20 protein-coding genes are annotated in these 20,408 nt (G+C 50.7%); 8 read left to right on the top strand and 12 right to left on the bottom strand.

The features are described from left to right. Nucleotides 1-4 precede the first annotated feature (4 nt). From ACX17K_RS20755 to ACX17K_RS20720, 8 genes are all read right to left on the bottom strand, one after another. Nucleotides 5-1,468 (bottom strand): lipopolysaccharide biosynthesis protein, encoded by a 1,464-nt coding sequence (locus tag ACX17K_RS20755; RefSeq protein ID WP_493776249.1) that lies wholly within the window; start codon nucleotides 1,466-1,468, stop codon nucleotides 5-7. Further along, nucleotides 1,465-2,484 (bottom strand): glycosyltransferase family 10 domain-containing protein, encoded by a 1,020-nt coding sequence (locus ACX17K_RS20750; RefSeq protein WP_493776248.1) that lies wholly within the window; start codon nucleotides 2,482-2,484, stop codon nucleotides 1,465-1,467. Before ACX17K_RS20750 ends, ACX17K_RS20755 begins: the two co-directional genes overlap by 4 nt. Beyond that, nucleotides 2,481-3,644, bottom strand: a complete 1,164-nt coding sequence (locus tag ACX17K_RS20745) for a DegT/DnrJ/EryC1/StrS family aminotransferase (protein ID WP_493776247.1) — start codon at nucleotides 3,642-3,644, stop codon at nucleotides 2,481-2,483. Before ACX17K_RS20745 ends, ACX17K_RS20750 begins: the two co-directional genes overlap by 4 nt. Continuing rightward, the gene (locus tag ACX17K_RS20740) at nucleotides 3,645-4,574 is read right to left on the bottom strand and encodes a GDP-L-fucose synthase family protein (protein ID WP_493776246.1); all 930 of its coding nucleotides are present in this window, start codon (nucleotides 4,572-4,574) and stop codon (nucleotides 3,645-3,647) included. Nucleotides 4,575-4,595: 21 nt separating this feature from the next. Beyond that, entirely contained in the window at nucleotides 4,596-5,714 is a 1,119-nt protein-coding gene (gene gmd / locus ACX17K_RS20735; protein ID WP_493776245.1) for a GDP-mannose 4,6-dehydratase, read from the bottom strand. A gap of 280 nt (nucleotides 5,715-5,994) precedes the next feature. Then, nucleotides 5,995-6,771: a glycosyltransferase gene (locus ACX17K_RS20730; protein ID WP_493776244.1), complete on the bottom strand. Its 777-nt coding sequence runs from the start codon at nucleotides 6,769-6,771 to the stop codon at nucleotides 5,995-5,997. Continuing rightward, on the bottom strand, nucleotides 6,768-7,625 hold the full coding sequence (locus tag ACX17K_RS20725) for an alpha-1,2-fucosyltransferase (RefSeq protein ID WP_493776243.1): 858 nt from the start codon (nucleotides 7,623-7,625) through the stop codon (nucleotides 6,768-6,770). Before ACX17K_RS20725 ends, ACX17K_RS20730 begins: the two co-directional genes overlap by 4 nt. A gap of 127 nt (nucleotides 7,626-7,752) precedes the next feature. Further along, on the bottom strand, nucleotides 7,753-8,850 hold the full coding sequence (locus ACX17K_RS20720; protein WP_493776242.1) for an MraY family glycosyltransferase: 1,098 nt from the start codon (nucleotides 8,848-8,850) through the stop codon (nucleotides 7,753-7,755). Nucleotides 8,851-9,671: 821 nt separating this feature from the next. Between ACX17K_RS20720 and groES the strand changes: the two genes are divergently transcribed. Both groES and groL read left to right on the top strand, forming a co-directional pair. Then, nucleotides 9,672-9,959, top strand: coding sequence for a co-chaperone GroES (gene groES / locus ACX17K_RS20715; RefSeq protein ID WP_046168017.1), 288 nt, complete (start codon nucleotides 9,672-9,674; stop codon nucleotides 9,957-9,959). A gap of 47 nt (nucleotides 9,960-10,006) precedes the next feature. Next, nucleotides 10,007-11,647, top strand: coding sequence for a chaperonin GroEL (gene groL / locus ACX17K_RS20710; protein ID WP_231150878.1), 1,641 nt, complete (start codon nucleotides 10,007-10,009; stop codon nucleotides 11,645-11,647). 94 nt (nucleotides 11,648-11,741) lie between these two features. On the opposite strand, the gene rfbC is transcribed toward groL, so the two are convergent. Genes rfbC through rfbB form a run of 4 tightly spaced genes read right to left on the bottom strand, consistent with a single transcriptional unit; the run spans nucleotide 11,742 to nucleotide 15,186 of the window. Next, a complete protein-coding gene (gene rfbC, locus ACX17K_RS20705) occupies nucleotides 11,742-12,284 on the bottom strand; it encodes a dTDP-4-dehydrorhamnose 3,5-epimerase (RefSeq protein ID WP_493776241.1) in 543 nt (180 codons plus the stop codon). A gap of 24 nt (nucleotides 12,285-12,308) precedes the next feature. Continuing rightward, nucleotides 12,309-13,181: a glucose-1-phosphate thymidylyltransferase RfbA gene (gene rfbA, locus ACX17K_RS20700; protein ID WP_493776240.1), complete on the bottom strand. Its 873-nt coding sequence runs from the start codon at nucleotides 13,179-13,181 to the stop codon at nucleotides 12,309-12,311. A gap of 17 nt (nucleotides 13,182-13,198) precedes the next feature. Beyond that, nucleotides 13,199-14,122 (bottom strand): dTDP-4-dehydrorhamnose reductase, encoded by a 924-nt coding sequence (gene rfbD / locus ACX17K_RS20695; protein WP_493776239.1) that lies wholly within the window; start codon nucleotides 14,120-14,122, stop codon nucleotides 13,199-13,201. 5 nt (nucleotides 14,123-14,127) lie between these two features. Then, nucleotides 14,128-15,186, bottom strand: a complete 1,059-nt coding sequence (rfbB, locus tag ACX17K_RS20690) for a dTDP-glucose 4,6-dehydratase (RefSeq protein ID WP_493776238.1) — start codon at nucleotides 15,184-15,186, stop codon at nucleotides 14,128-14,130. Nucleotides 15,187-15,535: 349 nt separating this feature from the next. On the opposite strand from rfbB, the gene ACX17K_RS20685 reads away from it, so the two are divergent. The 6 genes from ACX17K_RS20685 to ACX17K_RS20660 all read left to right on the top strand — a co-directional run bounded on the left by ACX17K_RS20685 (nucleotide 15,536) and on the right by ACX17K_RS20660 (nucleotide 20,319). Further along, nucleotides 15,536-16,282 carry a Nif3-like dinuclear metal center hexameric protein gene (locus ACX17K_RS20685; protein ID WP_493776237.1) on the top strand — a complete coding sequence of 249 codons (747 nt, stop codon included), beginning with the start codon at nucleotides 15,536-15,538 and terminating at the stop codon, nucleotides 16,280-16,282. Nucleotides 16,283-16,396: 114 nt separating this feature from the next. After that, nucleotides 16,397-16,981, top strand: coding sequence for a ubiquinol-cytochrome c reductase iron-sulfur subunit (gene petA / locus ACX17K_RS20680; protein WP_021478504.1), 585 nt, complete (start codon nucleotides 16,397-16,399; stop codon nucleotides 16,979-16,981). 14 nt (nucleotides 16,982-16,995) lie between these two features. Continuing rightward, nucleotides 16,996-18,339, top strand: a complete 1,344-nt coding sequence (locus ACX17K_RS20675) for a cytochrome b (protein ID WP_231150884.1) — start codon at nucleotides 16,996-16,998, stop codon at nucleotides 18,337-18,339. Between the two features lie 17 nt (nucleotides 18,340-18,356). Further along, the gene (locus ACX17K_RS20670; RefSeq protein WP_231150885.1) at nucleotides 18,357-19,121 is read left to right on the top strand and encodes a cytochrome c1; all 765 of its coding nucleotides are present in this window, start codon (nucleotides 18,357-18,359) and stop codon (nucleotides 19,119-19,121) included. 153 nt (nucleotides 19,122-19,274) lie between these two features. Then, nucleotides 19,275-19,877, top strand: a complete 603-nt coding sequence (locus ACX17K_RS20665) for a glutathione S-transferase N-terminal domain-containing protein (protein WP_021478501.1) — start codon at nucleotides 19,275-19,277, stop codon at nucleotides 19,875-19,877. A 10-nt stretch (nucleotides 19,878-19,887) separates the two neighbouring features. Further along, entirely contained in the window at nucleotides 19,888-20,319 is a 432-nt protein-coding gene (locus ACX17K_RS20660) for a ClpXP protease specificity-enhancing factor (protein WP_493776236.1), read from the top strand. Nucleotides 20,320-20,408 lie beyond the last annotated feature (89 nt).

Genomic DNA, 20,408 nt, shown 5'->3' with positions numbered 1-20,408 from the left:
TATATTAATGATTTTCGTGTGGTAGCTTTGTCGATATAATTTCACGAAACGAGCGGTTGTAACGTAGGATAATAATCATACTCAGTAACGAGATAACTGCCATCAAAGCGAGGACAAAAATATTTCCTAGTAAGCTACTAGCCTTTAGTAGCTTACTAGCGAATATTGGAAGTAGGCTTAAGAACGATGCGCCGCATAGAAGTGTAATGTTGATTTTAATTGTGACTCTTCTAGATGCTGCAATTAATGAAATTACAGAGGTAATTCCAAGCGCTAACATCAAAATTAAGGGAACATAGATAAAATCAGATTGAGATTTTAAGAGCGCTGCAAAGCCAATAACTGCGAAAATTGTCGCAATAAGATAAGGAGTGAGCATCGCTGTCATTTTTTTATCTATTTGAGCTGATTGATTCAACATGCTACTTGATGCTCTAAAAAACTCAGCAAGCATTGCAATCTGACAGAAGACAATTGAGGAATGATACTTAGAATCTACTAAAATAGAGATTAAGCTGGTACAACTGGAAACGCCGAGTCCTAGCATTAAGACATAAATAGGAAGAACAGAGTTTATCATATTGTTAAATGCAACCACGCTATGGTTTCTATTTCCATGGCTTAGTTGTTGATAATACTTAGGCAAAATAATTTGCGATGCAATTGCTTCTACAACAGACCAAAATTGGCTTGCAACTCCTAAACCTAGTATTAGTAAGCCTAAATTGTATGGCCCCCAAACAGAATCAACAATAAATCTATAGCCACTAGTTAAAGACCACAGCAAGCCTGCAGTTACTGCGATGGGTACGCAATATGTCCTAATAATACTTGGCTCTATGAAGCATGAGGTTTTTACATGTGGTATGCCACAAATTTTTACCAGTATACGAAGAGCAATCATTGAACATATAGCAAAGCCAAGCAATTGGCCATATAACCAGAATAGCGCATCTTGCTTAATTTCAACTAATAAAATCGATATGGTTAATCCAAAAACTACAGTTAAAAGTGCTAGGTTGATCGATTTTATTCGTAAGCCGAGCATATTTAGTAAAGGTACAAGAGTGTTGTTCCAAGTCCCTATCCAGATACTTATCCCAATGCCGAGGCCTAACATAAAAATATATAAATAAGATGTGTTTGGGGGGGATGTAGTATATCCCCATACAATACCAGCAAAACATCCAGAAAAAGCTAAGATGGTTATATAAAGATTAAATTTCCGCAGCTGATTTATTAAGCTTCCTTCTTGATACCATTCATGAGTATGTCGATTAATATATTGGCCAACTGGGTTTATTAAAAACAATCCAAAAAAACCAGTAAAGGCAGTAATTAGTCCAAGCTTTGCAAATTGTTCAACAGGAAGCCAGTGTGTAATTATTTTTAATGATAAAAGCCCAATTAAAGCCTGGGCTAAGCGTGAAAGAGATATCCATAACATGCTCAGGTGATTGGATTTCAATTTTCACTTTCCAAATCATTCTTTATCACATCAGTGATACATTGGGCAAAATATTCTGACGAAAATGGCTTAAATTGCTCGCTGGTTAAAAACGCATAAATATTGTTTTGATAGTGTGTATACTCTTCCTCAGGCATAAGGCTTAAATAATCATAAAGTTTTTGATAGTTTGAAAACTGCGTCTTATTTATATAGCAATTTTCAGGAATAAAATCTTGAATGTCAGGGGCTCCATAATAAATGGGCACACACCCTGAAAAGAAGCTATCAAAAATTTTCTCAGTTATATAACCATCAAAGCCAGTGACGTTTTCATAACATATATTGAAGCGAGATTTTTTTAAAACAGATGATTTCGTTTCTACACGACCTTTATAAGCAGGGAAAAAGTCATGATGAGCATAGCTGGCTAGCTTTCCCTGTAACTTTGTTAGTGCGCGCCCTATTTTCCCATAGCGCATAGCTGGTAGATTCCAACCAGTTCCATATAATTCAAAAGAATCTGGGTGGTTATCTTGAAACCAAGTAATAGCTTTCACTCTTTCAGGGTACAAGCTTCGAATATCAGGGCCTAGAGTAGTTTTATTGCCAGCGATCATGCAACATAATATATCTCTATTCAAAAAGCCTGTTATTTCTGGCAAAATCAAACTTTGGCTATAGTTGACTTTTTGAAAGCGCTTTTGAGTTTTTGTATGGTTTGACCAGCAAAAGATGGTATCAAATTGATTTACTAATTTAGCAACACCATTATTTTTATCAATTAATGGTGTTTCCATGTTGAGCAAATAATATCTGACACTATCAGCGCGAGTAATAGGCCTAGCATTGATATGAATTTCAATTGTAGGCTTAGTTTTTGGGTTAATATCCCAGGTGTTTAAATCAATACCTAATGTTGATAACTCTTTACGTAGTAGTAAAAACGGGTGATTGCAATTATCACGATTAAGGTGCGACGAAGGGGAAAATACGTTATTATTTTCCCCTGCACCATAAAGAAGTGCTGATCTCATGAACCAATAATGTTCTTCAGGTAATTAATTTGCTCGCGCAAGCTATAATGATGATTCCCAACAAAGAAGCCGTTTTGATCAATATATTCAGCATTGTCGAGTTTGTCGTGAATCTCGTAATTAAACCAGTTCAGTACTTCATTTTTAGCAAAGTTACCAGCGACAATAGGGCGAACATCTATGTTCGCTGCGGATAATTTTTCAACTAAATCTTTGCGAGAAATTGGAGCATTTTCTTTTAAAATTAAAGAAAATCCAAACCAGCTACTATTTCCAATTTCTTGTTGTATAGAAATCCATGGATGGTCGGAAAATAACTCTTGAAAGTAAAAAGCATTATTACGACGCTCTTCAATAAGAGTGGGTAATTTTTTGACCTGCTCTTGCCCAATTGCACCACTCATTTCAAGTGGTCTCAGATTATAGCCAGGCAGTACAAACCTAAAAGACTCTTCGAATGGGTTATCACTTTTTTCACTGCAAACATGGTTAAACTTAGGTAAATTTCTTGTCCAGCCATGCGCCCTGAGACAAAGTAAAATGTGATAGAGTTCTTCATCATCAGTCATAATGCCACCACCTTCCATGGTCGCAATATGATGACTGAAGAATGTACTAAAGGTGCCCATCAATCCAAATGTACCGGCTTGCTTCCCATCAATCTGAGCACCCATTGATTCGCAATTATCTTCTAGCAAAATGATATTGCGCTCTTTAATTATATTTTGAATGCGCTTAAAGTCATTAGGGTTGCCTAGCAGATTGACTGCAAGAATAGCTTTAGTATTTTCTGTAATCGATTTTTCAAGTTGCTCTAAATTAAAGTTTAGAGTCTCTTTATCAATATCAACAAACTTCAGCTTTAATCCATATTGTTGCAGCGGATAGTAGGTTGTACTCCATGAAACAGCAGGAACGATAACCTCATCGCCCGCTTTTAAAGGATTTTCTTTTCTAAAAAACAGTGCGCCAATCATGGCTAGATTAGCTGAAGATCCGGAGTTGACCATTACGACATATTTGCAACCAACCCATTCAGCAAAGGCTTGTTCAAATGCGTAAACTTCTTTCCCCATAGAAAACATGCCTGACTCAATGACTCTTTGAATCGCAGCATATTCATTCTGATCCCAAGTGGTACTTGCAAGTGGGTAATGCATTTAATGGCTCTCTTTCTGAATTTGTAAGTAGTGCTGATATGTTTTCATTAGACCGTCAGCCAAGCTTGTCTGTGGCTTCCATCCCCATTCATTTGCTAGGCTTGTATCTGTCAATTTCCTATCCATTCCAACAGGCTTGGATAGATCGTGAGTGAAGGCACCATGATATTCAATTACGTCAGCAGCAGCTTGATAGTACTCATTAACAGAGTAATCATGACCAAGCCCTACATTCATATAGCTAGGTATAGTTTCAATATCATCAATAGCTTTTAATAGTGCGCTTGCTAAGTCTTCAGCAAATAAAAACTCTCGCCGCGCCTCCCCGGATCCCCAAATTTCTACTTCACTATGACCGTGAATTTTTGCTTGATGCAATTTATGGATAATTGCAGGAATCAGGTGTGACCACTTGGGATCAAATTTATCGTATTTGCCATATAGATTGCACGGTATCACTGTTTTGTAATTAAAACTCGGATTTTCACGGCATATATATTCCGCAAGTTTTGCTACAGTGATTTTTGCTAAGGCATATCCTTCATTGGTAGGCTCAAGCTCACCAGATAGTACATCGCTTTCTTTTAATGCAGTTTGGCAACCACGAGGATACATACAAGAGCTACCAATATTTATGAGATTTTTAATACCTACAGAATAAGCTGCTTGGAGAATATTACGGCCCATATCGAGATTATCGATTAGAAATTTAACGGGTTCGCGTATATTTGCCTGAATGCCGCCGACCTTTCCCGCGGCATGAATAATGCAATCGGGCTTTTCTCTATCGATATACCTCAATGTGGCAGTAAAATCCGAAAGGTCTAGTTCTGCATGTGAGGGAGTCAGCCATTGAAATTTATCTGCAGAAGGGTGCTCTAGCAGATTATGGCCAACCATGCCAGATGCACCAGTTAATAGTATTCTCATATAGCGTGCCTTAATATATGGTTATCGTTCAATACTTACTGGTGCATAATGGCCATGCTGTTTTAGGAGTGCATGCTGTTTTGCTTGTTCAAGATCATTCTGGACCATCTCGGCGCACATTTGTTGTACAGTGATTTCTGGAACCCAGCCAAGGCGCTCTTTGGCCTTGCTTGGGTCTCCGAGCAATGTTTCAACTTCTGCTGGTCGGAAGTATCGAGGATCGACTTTAACAATAATATCTCCAACTTTTAATGCGGGAGCATTATTTCCAAATATTCTTTTAACCTTGGCATGTTCATTGATGCCTGTTCCGACGAACTCCAGCTCAATACCCAGATTCTCAGCAGCCCACGTAATGAATTGCCGCACGCTATATTGAACACCAGTCGCTATAACAAAGTCTTCAGCTTTTTCTTGCTGAAGCATCATCCATTGCATTTTCACATAATCTTTTGCATGTCCCCAGTCTCTTAGAGCATCCATATTGCCCATGTATAAGCAAGGTTCTAAGCCTTGGGCAATATTTGCTAGACCACGGGTAATTTTCCTAGTTACAAAAGTTTCACCACGGCGTGGAGATTCATGATTAAAAAGGATTCCATTACATGCGTACATGCCGTAGGACTCTCTATAATTTATAGTGATCCAGTATGCATATAGCTTTGCAACGGCATAGGGGCTTCTGGGATAAAATGGTGTAGATTCTCTTTGCGGAATTTCTTGCACTAGCCCATATAATTCTGAAGTTGATGCCTGATAAAATCGGCATTTTTTTTCTAATTTTAAAAAACGAATTGCTTCGAGTAGACGCAAAGTTCCTATTGCATCTACATCAGCAGTATACTCTGGAGCTTCAAAACTTACCGCAACGTGAGATTGAGCGCCAAGATTGTACACCTCATCAGGTTGAACCTCAGATAATATCCGAGTCAGATTAGATGAGTCGGTTAAATCGCCATAATGCAGCTTTATTCTTGCATCTTGATTGTGCGGATCTTCAAATATATGATCTATTCGTTGGGTATTAAAAGAGGATGCGCGTCTTTTGATGCCATGGACCTCATAACCCTTCTCTAATAAGAATTCAGCCAGGTAGGAACCATCTTGACCTGTGATACCGGTGATAAGAGCTTTTTTCATATGAGTCTCATCTAAAATTTAATTGGGTTTGTGAGGGTTGTTCTGAATTGGTAATTTAAAATTTCCGACGAAAGAAATAATGCAATCCTTCATCTCAAATACTTTATATGCCCAGTTATAAAGGCGTATAGTTGCAGTATGTTATGGCTAACGAAAGTGGCTGCCAGCCATAACGGTTAAATATTTAAATAATTGAGCAGGCTGCCTGAAACGGCATTGCCCGGCAGCATGTTAATAGTCGACATGCGAACGAGGGCCGCATGTGAGTTGGGCGGTACGATTATTTTTTTATAAAGCGAACGTATATAAAGGCAACAAATCCACGAGCGACTCCCAGCAAGTATTGAACATTGCCTTTTAGTAAGAACTCTCTTATTTTTAACGAACTATCAAAAGCAAAAATATTATAAGCGTTACTTTTATTTGTCGCTTGGCCTTTATGGATACGATACTTCAGCAGAGGCTCACTTATATTTGAAAATTTAAAGTTGCCGAGACGACTTGCTCGAATCCATAAATCATAGTCTTCAGAAAGAGACCCATACATATAGCCGCCTAGGGCGGTAATGACTTCTTTTTTTACCATTATGGTTGGGTGGGCCAAGTTACACCGGAAGGGAAAGCTACTCACTATTGAGGAATGATCTAACGGATAGTTTGAGTATCCGATGGATTCTGATTCCTCATTTATATATTCAACATTGGATCCTAAAATAGACAACTCAGGCATGCTGGAAAAGTAGTTTACTTGTTTTTCTATTCGATCTAAGGTTGAAATATCATCAGAATCCATGCGTGCAATGTATTCGCCTTGCGATAAGTGAACCCCAAGATTAAGAGAAAATGGTAGGTACTTGATAGATGTTCTGATGACTTTTGTTTTTTGATCCTGATGTTTCAGCAGCAATGAATAGAAACTATCCTCGCAATTGTTGGCAATAATGATTAGCTCTAATTTCTTGTATGTCTGGTTTTTAATGCTTTGTATTGCTTCTTCTAGATGAGGGTTATTTTTATTGACAGGGAAAATAACCGAGACAAGAGGGCTCTCTGTCATAATTTTATCCATTCATCCGGTATTATATTGGCACTGCTCAAATCAGTCTTAAACCATGATTTGGGGGCCACTACGATCTTATTTTCATTTTTTCCTAACCATGCGCCCCACCAACTGAAAGTGCTATTTGCAATTATGTGATTTCTGCAATTAGTCATTAAATTAAGTTCATCAATAGCAGTCGTATTGCTATCTGAGACGTAAAAGACATTTTCTTGCAAGCCAATCATCTGTTTGGCAGATTCGATATCGTCAGAGAAAATAAAAAATGTAGGATTGTTGATCTTTTTTTTCATCAATTCCATTGCGTTGAAGTAATAATCTTCATCCAAATAATGGTATATTTTTTGGGCTATTGCATTGGAGGTGTAATCGCCTCTTCTTATATGTAGGGAAACGGAGTTTACACTTTCCATCTGAGCTATAATTTTTTGAGAGTGTAAAGAGATAGGGGTAATTATTTCTAGCTCTCTAAATATAGTCTTACTATGAGTCTTGAAATAATTTTCCGACTGCCAATATCCAATATAAAGAGTGTCTAGTTTGCTACGCAATGAAATCGGGCTGTGCTTGTTGGATTTCTCATGATGAATTTTTAAAAAAAAGCGAGAAAATAATTTTATTTTTCTAGATAAAGACACTTTCCAAGATGGGAACTTCTGGCTTTGCTTTTCGTTAAGTAAGGAAGCATTGATGTTGAAATTGTTTAAACAGTAGCCAGTGTGAATTTTTTCAGCATCTAGTCTGCGCGTGTCTAGGCACAGATCTACTCCACTCTCGATGGCAAGGGCGCGTCCAAATGCATATTGGAAAAGTTGATTGCCTAAGCCGCCTGCTAATTGGATAAGTATCATATTAAATAAATCTTAAATTTCATACGTGCCCTGATTTTGATCAGGACACTGTTGCAGGTTAACTAACTTAGCTAAACAGAGCTTCTCGATGTATTGAGTTATGGGCGGGTATTTTATTGCCTGAAGATTAAGAAGATTTGTGTAGTAATAACCAACGAGGCGTACGAAAGCGGATAATCATCCGATAGAGTTGAATATATGTAGCCATAAATGCGATTACAAAACCTATTAATACTGGTGTGTTGTTCCAGAACAGCATGGCAGGCGCAACTGAAAATGATGACAATGCCCAGAGATACGGCGAAGTTAGGCTATTGCGTTGTGTCAGATGCACTGCGTCTTTTGAGCCTACCATCCAGCGAACAATACGTTTGTATACCAACATGTGTAGATGCAAGCCGTCAGGTATTCCGGGGGACATTCCGCGGAGGAATTTTTTTCTATAAATCGAGTACACTGTTTCGAAAACAGGGTAGATAACGCAAAGTAATGGAAACCATGGGGAAACTTCATGGTGTCTGCCTACGAGCAAAACGGCGACCTCAGCAACCATGAAGCCGACAAGATACGCTCCTCCATCACCGGCAAAAATTAGCCCTCGGGGAAAATTCCAAAAAAGAAAGCCAGCAATGGCTCCTATCATGGTAAAACATAAGCCCATTAATTCAATATCGTGAACCTTAAATGCGACATAGGCCATGGCTAGAAAAATAAATATGGCAACTACGCCAGATAGCCCATTGTAACCATCAATAATATTTACGGCATGAGCGACGCCCCCTACTGCAATCATTGTCAAAAGCAGGGATAGGAGCCACCAGGAACTTAAGGCTGTATCAATTCCAGGAATATCTAGTCTTGAGAGATTTGCTTGGGCTAAGAAAAAGGCCGCAGCCGCTGCTGCGAAGGTTGCCAGCAATCTCGTGCCTGGCCCAACTTTCTTGGTTATATCCTCCATGAGACCCGTGAGAAATGCGGGTAGAGACGCCAGCAGTAGTAGTGGAGTCGTCCAAGATCTTGTCAAAAAGAATATTGTGATTATGCCAACAATTAGGCCCGCCATGACTGCAATGCCGCCGATGCGCGGAACAGGGGTTGCATGAAATTTTTGGACGCCAGATAAATCATGGTCGGCAGAAAATTTCTCATGGAAGTGAGAGAAATGAATTAGAATTGCACCGATAATTAATGAAAAGAGTATCGAGTTTAACAGTGCTAGAAGCATATTTTTCTCATGATAAAAATGCTAAAAGTTTTTCAAACAATCTGAAGAAATGATTGTCTCACAACGATTGCTACAAATGAAGCTGCGCTGTTTCGTTGTGCGCAGGTCAAATTGCATAAGGCGACGCTGCGCAAGCAGGATACCACGCTCATGCTGAGTTCGGTGTTCCCTTGCGTTTTAAACGTATGATTGATTTGTGTGAATATTGTTTGAGTTCTTGTCCGGCTTTCGTATCGCACAGGGATCTTAATCATCTTATCGTTCTGAACAGCGGCGAGGGCGTTGAGCAACAGCCACGAACAATGTTACTGATAGGTGTCTTTGAGAGGCAATAAAATAGCTGCTTTTGAAGGTGGGGCGGCTCAATCGCTTGTAGCATAAATGAGGCATAACCTTGTGTCGGAAGCCTCAGGGTTGCTTTGGCGCGATGGAACGGATCCCGTTTGTGGCTATCCTGCCGTTTTACGACTTTCAATGGCCACAAGATAGCGAGTGGTTGTTATCTTTATTGAATTTTCACCTAGAAAATGCTTCAAGAAAGTTTAACAGGGTGAGAGGGTAGTGGTCGCGATTTCTGCTCCATCTTGAGCTTGTTACTCATATCGCATTGATGGCTGAAGCCTGAGGTGAGGCGAGCAGACTCGTCTTTGTAGGTAATTTCGTCCAGGATGGCACGGCGCAAAATTGACGCGCGGAGCTCTTGAAAACCCGGCTTCTCATCCCTATTATTAGCACTCGTGATGGTCGAGTGCTAAGCTCTCGATCGCAACCAACACTACCTGATGTTCCACTCTCAACAGCCAATGTAATAGGAGAGATCAATGGCAATTCGTCCCCTGCACGACCGTGTTGTTATCAAGCGCCTCGAGGCTGAAGAAAAGACTGCTTCCGGCATCGTTCTGCCGGGCGCAGCCGCCGAGAAACCGGACATGGGCGAAGTCCTGGCGGTTGGCAACGGCAAGATCCTGGAAAACGGCGAGCGCCGTTCCTTGGAGCTGAAGGTCGGCGACAAAGTGATCTTCGGCAAGTATTCCGGCCAGACCGTCAAGGTCGACGGCAACGAAGTCCTCGTGATGCGCGAGGAAGATGTAATGGGCATCGTCGAGTAATCCGACCCTTATCTCAACTTCAAAAATAGATTCTGGAGATTTCGAGCATGGCAGCTAAAGACGTAAAGTTTGGTGAATCCGCGCGTAGCAAGATGGTGGCCGGCGTCAACATCCTGGCCGACGCGGTCAAAGTTACCCTGGGCCCGAAAGGCCGCAACGTGGTGCTGGACCGCTCCTTCGGCGCGCCGACCATCACCAAGGACGGCGTATCCGTCGCCAAGGAAATCGAACTGAAGGACAAGTTCGAGAACATGGGCGCGCAGATGGTGAAGGAAGTGGCTTCCAAGACTTCCGACGTGGCCGGCGACGGCACCACCACCGCCACCGTTCTGGCTCAGGCCATCGTGCAGGAAGGCATGAAGTACGTCGCCGCCGGCATGAACCCGATGGACCTGAAGCGCGGCATCGACAAGGCCGTGGTGTCGCTGGTGGGCGAGATCGCCAAGATCGCCAAGCCGTGCGCGACCTCCAAGGAAATCGCCCAGGTGGGTTCCATCTCCGCCAACTCCGATTCCGACATCGGCGAAATCATCGCCAATGCGATGGAAAAAGTGGGCAAGGAAGGCGTGATCACTGTTGAAGACGGCAAGAGCCTGAACAACGAGCTGGACGTGGTGGAAGGCATGCAGTTCGACCGCGGCTACCTGTCCCCGTACTTCATCAACAACCAGGACAAGCAGATCGCTGCGCTGGACAATCCGTTCATCCTGCTGTTCGACAAGAAGATCTCCAACATCCGCGACCTGCTGCCGGTGCTGGAGCAAGTGGCCAAGTCCGGCCGCCCGCTGCTGATAATCGCCGAAGACGTGGAAGGCGAAGCGCTGGCTACGCTGGTGGTGAACACCATCCGCGGCATCCTGAAGGTTGTGGCTGTCAAGGCACCGGGCTTCGGCGACCGCCGCAAGGCCATGCTGACCGACATCGCCGTGCTGACCGGCGGCGAAGTGATCGCCGAAGAAGTCGGCCTGACCCTGGAAAAGGCTAGCCTGGACCAACTGGGCCAAGCCAAGCGCGTGGAAGTGGGCAAGGAAAACACCACCATCATCGACGGCGCCGGCGAAGCCACCACCATCCAGGCGCGCGTGGGCGAAATCCGCAAGCAGATCGAAGAAGCCACTTCCGACTACGACCGCGAGAAGCTGCAAGAGCGCGTGGCCAAGTTGGCCGGCGGCGTTGCCGTGATCAAGGTCGGCGCAGCCACCGAAGTGGAAATGAAAGAGAAGAAGGCCCGCGTCGAAGACGCGCTGCACGCCACCCGCGCTGCGGTTGAAGAAGGCGTTGTGCCTGGCGGCGGCGTAGCCCTGCTGCGCGCCCGCGCTACTCTGGAAAGCCTGAAGACCGACAACGTCGATCAGGAAGCCGGCGTGAAGATCGTGCTGCGCGCGATCGAAGCGCCGCTGCGCCAGATCGTCAAGAACGCCGGCGACGAGCCGTCGGTTGTCGTGAACAAGGTGCTTGAAGGCAAGGGCAACTTCGGTTACAACGCTGCCAGCGGCGAATACGGCGACATGCTGGAAATGGGCGTGCTGGACCCGGCCAAGGTGACCCGCTCCGCTCTGCAGCACGCGGCTTCCGTAGCCGGCCTGATGCTGACCACCGACTGCATGATCGCCGAGCTGCCGGAAGACAAGCCGGCCGCAGGCATGCCGGACATGGGCGGCATGGGCGGCATGGGCGGCATGATGTAAATCGAGCCGTACAGGCGGGCATGCTCTCATGTCCGCCGAAACAAACAGCCCCGCGGCGTATGCCTGCGGGGCTGTTTGCTTATGAGGCTGCGCTTCAGCTCTTCAGCGAGACGAACGGCGCGCCGGCCTGGTCTTTAGCCGACAACGTGGGCGCGCCGCTCAGCGGCCAGGGAATCGCCAAGTCCGGATCATCCCAGGCTATGCTGCGCTCCAGCTCCGGATGCCAGTAGTCGGTGGTCTTGTATAGAAACTCCACATCGTCGCTCAGCGTGAGGAAGCCGTGGGCGAAGCCGGCGGGTATCCACAGCTGGCGCTTGTTGGCGGCGCTCAACTCCGCGCCTATCCATTTGCCGAAGGTCGGAGAGCCTGAGCGGATGTCGACGGCAACGTCGAACACGGCGCCGGCGACGACGCGCACCAGCTTGCCTTGCGGGTGTGGATCCAGTTGATAATGCAGGCCGCGCAGAACATTTTTGCCGGAACGGCTGTGGTTGTCCTGCACGAAGGCGACCGCATGGCCGATGGCTTGCTCGAAGCGTTGGTGGTTGAAGCTTTCGAAGAAAAAGCCGCGCTCATCGCCGAATACCTTGGGTTCGATGATTTTGACTTCAGGGATGCCGGTGTCGATTACGTTCATGGTGCTTATTCTGCTTCGCTTGGTTTAGTTCGCGATCATCGTCAGCAAATAACGGCCGTAGCCAGTTTTCTGCAGTGGTTGAGCCAGTCGCAGCACCTGAGCCTCATCGATCCATCCATTGCGGAAGGCGATTTCCTCCGGGCAGGCGACCTTCAGTCCCTGGCGGTTTTCGATGGTGGCGATGAACTGGCCCGCCTCGAGCAACGACTCGTGGGTGCCGGTATCCAGCCAGGCATAGCCGCGGCCCATGGTCTGCACGTTCAGCTGTTGCTGCTGCAGATAGATGTTGTTGATGTCGGTGATTTCCAGTTCGCCGCGGGGCGAGGGCTTGATGCTTTTCGCGATTTCCACGACTTGCGAGTCATAGAAATACAGGCCGGTCACAGCATAGTGCGATTTGGGCTTGGCGGGTTTTTCCTCGATGGACAGGGCGCGGCCTTGTTGGTCGAACTCCACCACGCCGTAACGCTCGGGGTCGCTGACCCGGTAGGCGAAGACGGTCGCGCCATCGTTCTGGATGTTGGCGGCCTGCAGCAGATTGGAAAATTCGTGGCCGTAGAAGATGTTGTCGCCGAGCACCAGCGCCGATGGATTGCCGTTGATGAAGGTCTCGCCGATAAGGAAGGCCTGAGCCAGGCCGTCCGGGCTGGGTTGGACCGCATATTGCAGATTGACGCCCCATTGGCTGCCGTCGCCTAGCAGCTGCTGGAACCGGGGCGTGTCCTGAGGCGTGGAGATGATCAGAATATCCTGGATGCCCGACAGCATCAGCGTGGTCAGCGGATAATAGATCATCGGCTTGTCGTAGATCGGCAGCAGTTGCTTGCTGACGGCGATGGTGGCGGGATACAGCCGGGTGCCGGATCCGCCGGCGAGGATGATGCCTTTTCGTTTCATGGCTTGCTCTCCTGTTGTCATTCCCGGTGGGCCTTGCCGCAGCCAGAAGCCTGCAGCAACTGCGCAAGCACCTGATCCACGCCGCTTTGCCATTCAGGCAGCTCGATGCCGAAGGTGTTTCTCAGCTTGTCGCAACACAGCCGGGAGTTGGCGGGGCGTTTGGCGGGCAGCGGGTACTCGCTGCTGGGAATGCCCTGGATATGGGCGGGATCGATTTTAAGCGCCAGCCCGGATGCGGCGGCGCGCCGGAGCAGGTAGACCGCATAGCCGTGCCAGCTGGTTTCGCCGCGGGGCGCCAGATGGTAGGTGCCGAATGCGAATCCGGCCGGCCCGGACAAATAGCGGCGGATCAGTTCGGCGCTGACGTCGGCGATCAGGGCGGCGGATGCCGGCGCGCCGATCTGGTCGTTGACGACCTTGAGCGTATCCCGCTCCTGTCCCAGTTTCAGCATGGTTTTCAGAAAGTTGGCGCCATGCGCGCCGAACACCCAGCTGGTGCGGAGTATCAAGTGGCGGGCATCGGCCAGGCGCACGGCCTCTTCGCCTGCCAGCTTGCTGCGGCCGTATGCCGATTGCGGGCCGGTGGCGTCGTCTTCCCGCCAGGGGCGTTCGCCGTCGCCGTTGAATACGTAGTCGGTGGAGTAGTGCGCCAGCAATGCTCCGCGGCGGGCGGCCCAGCGCGCCATGACGCCGACGGCGTCGGCGTTGACGGCGTTCGCCGTCGCCTCGTCGCTTTCGGCCTTGTCCACCGCGGTATAGGCGGCTGGGTTGACGATGATGTCTGGCTGGAGGCGATCCAGGGCCTGCTCGATGCGCTCCCCGCTCTGGGCCAGGTCCAGTTCCTGCCTGTCGGTGGCGATGAGTTCGCCCAGCGGCGCCAGCGAGCGTTGCAATTCATGGCCGACCTGGCCATTTTTTCCGGTTATCAGTATGCGATGCATGGCGCTCATCCGTAGTGCTTGTCGAGCCAATCCCGATAGCTGCCGTTGCTGACATGTTCTATCCAGTCCGGATTGTTCAAATACCATTCGACGGTTTTGCGGATGCCGCTGTCGAAGGTTTCTGCGGGTTTCCAGCCCAGCTCCCGTTCCAGCTTGCGCGCGTCGATCGCGTAGCGGCGGTCGTGGCCGGGACGGTCGGCGACGAATTGGATCTGCTCGCGATAGGCCTGGCCATCCGGGCGGGGCTTCAGTTGATCCAGGATGCCGCAGATGGCGCTGACCACTTCGAGATTGGTTTTTTCGTTCCAGCCGCCAACATTGTAAGTTTCGCCTGGCTTGCCGGCCTCCAGCACGCGGCGGATCGCGCTGCAGTGGTCTTTGACGTACAGCCAATCGCGGACTTGCCGCCCATCGCCGTAGATGGGCAGCGGCTTGCCGGCCAGCGCGTTCAGGATGACCAGCGGGATCAGTTTCTCAGGGAAGTGGTAGGGCCCGTAGTTGTTGCTGCAATTGGTGGTCAGCACCGGCAGGCCGTAAGTGTGATGCCAGGCCCGCACCAGATGGTCGGACGCCGCTTTGGAGGCGGAGTAGGGGCTGTTCGGCTCGTAGCGCTTGGTTTCGGCGAAGGGAGGATCTTCAGCCTGCAGGGTGCCGTATACCTCGTCGGTGGACACATGGAGGAAGCGGAAGGCCTCGCGCTCGCCGGCCTCCAGCCCGTTCCAGTATTCGCGCGCGCATTCCAGAAGGTTAAAGGTGCCGACGATATTGGTCTGAATGAAATCGCCCGGGCCGTGTATCGAGCGGTCCACGTGGCTTTCCGCGGCAAAATTGACGATGGCCCGCGGGCGATGGTCGCGCAGCAGCTCGGCGACCAGTTTCCGGTCGCCGATATCGCCATGGGTGAAAACATGGTTGGGTTTGGTCCTGACTGTGTGCAGGGTTTCCAGATTGCCGGCGTAAGTCAGAGCGTCCAGATTGACAACGGTTTCCTCGCGGCCGGCCAGCCAGTCGAGAACGAAGTTGCCGCCGATGAAGCCGGCGCCGCCGGTAACGAGAATGGTCATTGAAGCTTCCTGTATGATCGAGTTTCCCGCCGCATGCGCTTGTATGAATCTCTGCGTGCCGGCTTTGTCGGGCTGGGGAGCGCTGAAGCGGATCGCCCGCGAAAGTGATCGCGTTAGCGCCGAATGCCATCCGCTGATGTCGAGAATAGCTCATATCGCTGCATGGCATTGCGGGGCGAAGCCGGATGGCCCATGACTGGGAACCATCGCGCGGGGCGGACAATTCCGTTGATTTTATCCACTTTAAAAACATCCGGCAAAGCGATGGGAATTCTGCGCGGAATTCGCCAGAATCGTCGCGAATAATGACAAAGCTCCGTCAGTAATCAATATTGAGGAAATGAAGGCCATGCAGATTAATGACGTACAGAATATTTTGGATGCCTGCCTTGAGCCTTGGCGCTACAAAGATTACGCGCCCAATGGCCTGCAGGTGGAAGGGCGCGGCGAGATCAGGAAGGTGGTGACCGGCGTCACGGCGTCGCAGGCCTTGATCGATGCCGCGGCGGCGCAAGGCGCGGATGCCATCCTGGTGCATCACGGTTATTTCTGGAAAGGCGAGGACGCGCGCATCTGCGGCATGAAGAAGCAGCGCATCCGCGCCTTGCTGCAGCACGACATCAGCCTGCTGGCGTATCACCTGCCGCTGGACGGGCACCTGGAGCTTGGCAACAACGCGCAGCTGGGCAAGGCGCTGGGGCTGGAGCCTGCGGGGCAAGCCGGCGAGCAGAATCTGCTCTGGCATGGCGGCTGGGCCGGAGATGGCGATGCCGCGGCGTTCGCGGAGCATGTGACCGGGGCGTTGGGACGGCAGGCGCAACTGTTGGGAAGGCCGGGCAAGCCGGTGCGCAGGGTGGCGTGGTGCACCGGCGGCGCGCAGGTTTTTTTCGCCGACGCGATCGCGCTCGGGGTTGACGTTTTCATCACCGGCGAAGCATCGGAACAGAATTACCACATGGCGATGGAAAGCGATGTGGCATTCATCGCCGCCGGACATCATGCCACGGAACGCTTTGGCATCAAGGCACTAGGCGAGCATTTGGCGCAAGTATCCGGCATAAATGTCGAATTTATTGACGTTTATAACCCTGTTTAAGCAAGTTGCTGGCGTCTCGCTCAATTTATTTGCATAGAAGCTTCAAGTCCCTACTAGTAATCGGGTAAAATCCAGCGGTTTAGGGCTCGATTTCCACGATTGAGGATGACTGTAATGAGTGAACAGCAAGTCGATACGGGGCGCCGTCGTTTTCTGACGATCGCTTCCAGCGCTGTTGGGGGGGTTGCGGTAGTCGGCGCGGCCACGCCATTTTTCATGAGCTTTTTCCCGTCCGAGAGGGCCAAGGCGGCCGGCGCGCCGGTCGAGGTCGACATCGGCAAGATCGAGGCCGGCCAGAAGATCAACGTCGAATGGCGCGGCAAGCCGGTGTGGGTGCTCAGCCGCACGCCCGAGCAGATCAAGAACCTGCCCAAGAACGATCCCAAGCTGGTGGATCCGAAATCCGAAGTCGATCAACAGCCCAAGTACTGCCAGAACGAAAATCGTTCGATCAAGCCGCAATTCCTGGTGGCGGTGGGCATCTGCACCCACCTGGGCTGTTCGCCGACCTTCCGGCCCGACCTGGCTCCCGCCGATCTGGGGCCGGAGTGGCTGGGAGGCTTCTACTGCCCCTGCCATGGTTCCAAGTTCGATCTGGCCGCCCGCGTATTCAAAGGGGTGCCGGCGCCCAAGAACCTGGAAATCCCCCCGCACAAGTATCTGTCCGATAGCCGCCTGCTGATTGGCGACGACAAATAAGCTGAGGGCGAAAAATGAGCAAAGCGCAAAAGTTGCTTAACTGGGTGGACGAGCGTTTCCCGCTGACCGCCCTGTGGGAAAGCCAATGGGGCAAGTATGTCGCGCCCAAGAACTTCAACTTCTGGTACTTCTTCGGTTCGCTGGCCATGCTGGTGCTGGTGCTGCAGATCGTCACCGGCATCTTCCTGACCATGAACTACAAGCCGGACGGCACGCTGAACGCCGCCGGCGTTCCGGTCGCCTTCGCCTCGGTCGAGTACATCATGCGCGACGTGGCCGGCGGCTGGATCATCCGCTACATGCACTCCACCGGCGCCTCGATGTTCTTCGTCGTGGTTTACCTGCACATGTTCCGCGGCCTGATCTACGGCTCGTACAAGCAGCCGCGCGAGCTGGTATGGGTGTTCGGCACGCTGATCTTCCTGTGCCTGATGGCCGAGGCCTTCATGGGCTACCTGTTGCCCTGGGGGCAGATGTCGTTCTGGGGCGCCCAGGTGATCGTCAACCTGTTCGGCTCCATCCCGGTGATCGGCCCCGATCTGTCGCTGTGGATACGCGGCGACTTCGTGGTATCCGACGCCACGCTGAACCGCTTCTTCGCGCTGCACGTGATCGCGGTGCCGCTGGTGCTGCTGGCGCTGGTGGCGGCCCACCTGATGGCCCTGCACGAAGTGGGCTCCAATAATCCGGACGGCGTGGAGATCAAGAAGCAGCCCAAGGATCCGAATACCGGCCTGTACCTGGACGGCATCTACTCCCATCCCTATTACACGATCAAGGACATCCTCGGCGTCGTGGTGTTCATGGTGGTGTTCTCGGTGATCGTGTTCTTCCTGCCGGAGATGGGCGGCTACTTCCTCGAGCACCCGAACTTCGATCAGGCCGACCCGCTGAAGACCCCGCCGCACATCGCGCCGGTATGGTACTTCACGCCGTTCTACGCGATTCTGCGCGCCATTCCGTCGTTTGCCGGCACTCAGGTGTGGGGCGTGCTGGCGATGGGCGCGGCCGTGGTGCTGATCGCCTTCCTGCCGTGGCTGGACCGTTCGCCGATCAAGTCCATCCGCTACCGTGGTCCCAAGTTCAAGGTGGCGCTGGTGTTGTTCATCGCCGCGTTCATCGGGCTGGGCATCCTGGGCGCGATGCCGCCGACCGAAGTGCGCACTTTGATCTCGCAGATATTCTCGGCGATCTACTTCGCCTTCTTCCTGGGCATGCCGTTCTACACCAAGAACGACGTGGGCAGCGTCCCGGTGCCGGAGCGCGTGACCGATACCAACGCCAAGCGCCAGATCCAGTTCGTGGCCCTGGTGGCGTTGACCGTGTTCCTGGCCGCGCTGTTCGCCATGAACGTGTAAGCAAGGGGATAAGGAAAATGAAAAACAAGATCCGTCACCTGATCGTCGCCGCGGCGCTAGCGCTGCCTGTCGCGATGCCGGTCTTCGCCAACGAGGGCGGGCCCAAGCTCGACAAGGCGAACATCGACATCCAGGATACCGAGAGCCTGCAGCGCGGCGCGCAGATCTTCGCCAACTACTGCCTGTCCTGCCACTCGGCCAGCATGATGCGCTACAACCGGCTGGAGGACATCGGCCTGACCGAGGAGCAGATCAAGGCCGACCTGATGCCGGAGGGCGCCAAGATCGGCGATCAGATGAATATTGCGATGAACAAGCAGGACGCCAAGGCCTGGTTCGGCGCGACGCCGCCGGATCTGTCGCTGATCGCCCGTTCCCGCGGCGCCGATTACCTGTACAGCTATCTGCGCGGCTTCTATCGCGATCCGTCCCGCCCGACCGGCTGGAACAACCTGGTGTTCGACAAGGTGGGCATGCCGCACATCTTCTGGGAATGGCAGGGCGATCAAGAGTTGAAGACGGTGAAGAACGCCGAAGGCCAGGAGGAGCACAAGCTCGAGTTGGTCAAGGCCGGCACGCTGACCAAGCTGGAGAACGGCAAGGCCAACACCGCCGAGTTCGACCGCCGCATGCGCGACCTGACCAACTTCCTGGTCTATATGGGCGAACCGGCGGCGGTGAAGCGGCAGCAGATCGGCTACGTGGTGGTGATGTTCCTCGGCCTGTTGTTGTTCCCGCTGGTGTATCTGTTGAAGAAGGAATACTGGCGCGACGTTCACTAAAGCGATCAGCTGGTTGAAAAAAGGCGGAAGAGATTCCGCCTTTTTCTTTTTTAAAATCATGATGTTGTGTTGAAATACTGGAATGTGTCCACCGGATGGTGCTAGAATGCGCGCTGCACTCATTTTTTAAGTTAGTCAAGGATTTTCTCCGCCATGATGACCCTCTACTCCGGAATCACCTGCCCGTTCAGTCAGCGCTGCCGTATCGTGCTCTTCGAAAAAGGGATGGATTTCGAAATCATCGATGTGGATATCCATAACAAGCCGGAAGATCTGGCTGTGATGAACCCGTACAACGAAGTGCCGGTTCTGGTGGAGCGCGACCTGATCCTGCATGAGTCGAACATCATCAATGAATACATCGACGAGCGTTTCCCGCACCCGCAGCTGATGCCTGCGGATCCGGTGATGCGCGCCCGCGCCCGCCTGTTCCTGCATCGTTTCGAGAATGAGCTGTTCATTCACGTGAAGACGCTGGAAGCCGGCGCCACCGGCAAGGAAGCGACCAAGGCGCGCGAAGCGATCCGCGACGGCCTGACCACCATCGCGCCGATCTTCTCCAAGCAGAAATTCATGCTGGGCGACGATTTCTCGATGATCGACGTGGCCATCGCCCCGTTGATGTGGCGCCTGGAGCATTACAATATCGACCTGGGCAAGAGCTCCGCTCCCATCCTCAAGTACGCCGAGCGCATCTTCCAGCGCCAGTCCTTCATCGATTCGCTGACCCCGTCCGAAAAGGCGATGCGTAAGTAAAGGAGACGCGATGAGCTCCAGCACCAAGCCGTACATGCTGCGCGCGCTGCACCAGTGGTGCGGCGACAATGGCTACACCCCGTACATCGTGGTGTGGGTGAACAGCCGCACCGACGTGCCGCTCGAATACGTGAAGAACAACGAGATCGTGCTGAACATCGCCGATGGCGCGACGAAGAACCTGCGCATCGACAATGAGTGGATCTCGTTTTCCGCCCGCTTCGGCGGCGTATCGCGCGACATCTGGGTGCCCATCGGCAACGTGATGTCCATCTTCGCCCGGGAGACCGGCGAAGGCATGGGCTTCGAGGTGGAGCCGATGAGCGAGGAGGCGGCAAGCCTGAAGCCGGTCAGCGCCGAAGAGGATGCGCCGGAGTCCGGCGGCGACGATCCGTCGCCGAACCGCCCCAGCGGGCGCCCCAGCCTGCGCATCGTCAAGTAAGCTTGTCGAATCGATCAAAACCGGCCTCTGGCCGGTTTTTCATTTTGGACCGGCGAAAAAAAAACGGGGCCGAAGCCCCGCCAAGTCCC

The organism is Chromobacterium sp. INPA-IVC (assembly GCF_059047085.1).
Note: the sequence above shows the minus strand (reverse complement) of the source record. Positions and strands in the feature narration are given on the sequence as shown.

Bases quoted from the DNA above. Each gene is read 5' to 3' on its own strand.
- ACX17K_RS20750 (WP_493776248.1), bottom strand. From the start codon at position 2,484: ATGAGATCAGCACTTCTTTATGGTGCAGGGGAAAATAATAACGTATTT.
- ACX17K_RS20745 (WP_493776247.1), bottom strand. From the start codon at position 3,644: ATGCATTACCCACTTGCAAGTACCACTTGGGATCAGAATGAATATGCT.
- ACX17K_RS20740 (WP_493776246.1), bottom strand. From the start codon at position 4,574: ATGAGAATACTATTAACTGGTGCATCTGGCATGGTTGGCCATAATCTG.
- gmd (WP_493776245.1), bottom strand. From the start codon at position 5,714: ATGAAAAAAGCTCTTATCACCGGTATCACAGGTCAAGATGGTTCCTAC.
- ACX17K_RS20730 (WP_493776244.1), bottom strand. From the start codon at position 6,771: ATGACAGAGAGCCCTCTTGTCTCGGTTATTTTCCCTGTCAATAAAAAT.
- ACX17K_RS20725 (WP_493776243.1), bottom strand. From the start codon at position 7,625: ATGATACTTATCCAATTAGCAGGCGGCTTAGGCAATCAACTTTTCCAA.
- ACX17K_RS20720 (WP_493776242.1), bottom strand. From the start codon at position 8,850: ATGCTTCTAGCACTGTTAAACTCGATACTCTTTTCATTAATTATCGGT.
- groES (WP_046168017.1), top strand. From the start codon at position 9,672: ATGGCAATTCGTCCCCTGCACGACCGTGTTGTTATCAAGCGCCTCGAG.
- groL (WP_231150878.1), top strand. From the start codon at position 10,007: ATGGCAGCTAAAGACGTAAAGTTTGGTGAATCCGCGCGTAGCAAGATG.
- rfbC (WP_493776241.1), bottom strand. From the start codon at position 12,284: ATGAACGTAATCGACACCGGCATCCCTGAAGTCAAAATCATCGAACCC.
- rfbA (WP_493776240.1), bottom strand. From the start codon at position 13,181: ATGAAACGAAAAGGCATCATCCTCGCCGGCGGATCCGGCACCCGGCTG.
- rfbD (WP_493776239.1), bottom strand. From the start codon at position 14,122: ATGCATCGCATACTGATAACCGGAAAAAATGGCCAGGTCGGCCATGAA.
- rfbB (WP_493776238.1), bottom strand. From the start codon at position 15,186: ATGACCATTCTCGTTACCGGCGGCGCCGGCTTCATCGGCGGCAACTTC.
- ACX17K_RS20685 (WP_493776237.1), top strand. From the start codon at position 15,536: ATGCAGATTAATGACGTACAGAATATTTTGGATGCCTGCCTTGAGCCT.
- petA (WP_021478504.1), top strand. From the start codon at position 16,397: ATGAGTGAACAGCAAGTCGATACGGGGCGCCGTCGTTTTCTGACGATC.
- ACX17K_RS20675 (WP_231150884.1), top strand. From the start codon at position 16,996: ATGAGCAAAGCGCAAAAGTTGCTTAACTGGGTGGACGAGCGTTTCCCG.
- ACX17K_RS20670 (WP_231150885.1), top strand. From the start codon at position 18,357: ATGAAAAACAAGATCCGTCACCTGATCGTCGCCGCGGCGCTAGCGCTG.
- ACX17K_RS20665 (WP_021478501.1), top strand. From the start codon at position 19,275: ATGATGACCCTCTACTCCGGAATCACCTGCCCGTTCAGTCAGCGCTGC.
- ACX17K_RS20660 (WP_493776236.1), top strand. From the start codon at position 19,888: ATGAGCTCCAGCACCAAGCCGTACATGCTGCGCGCGCTGCACCAGTGG.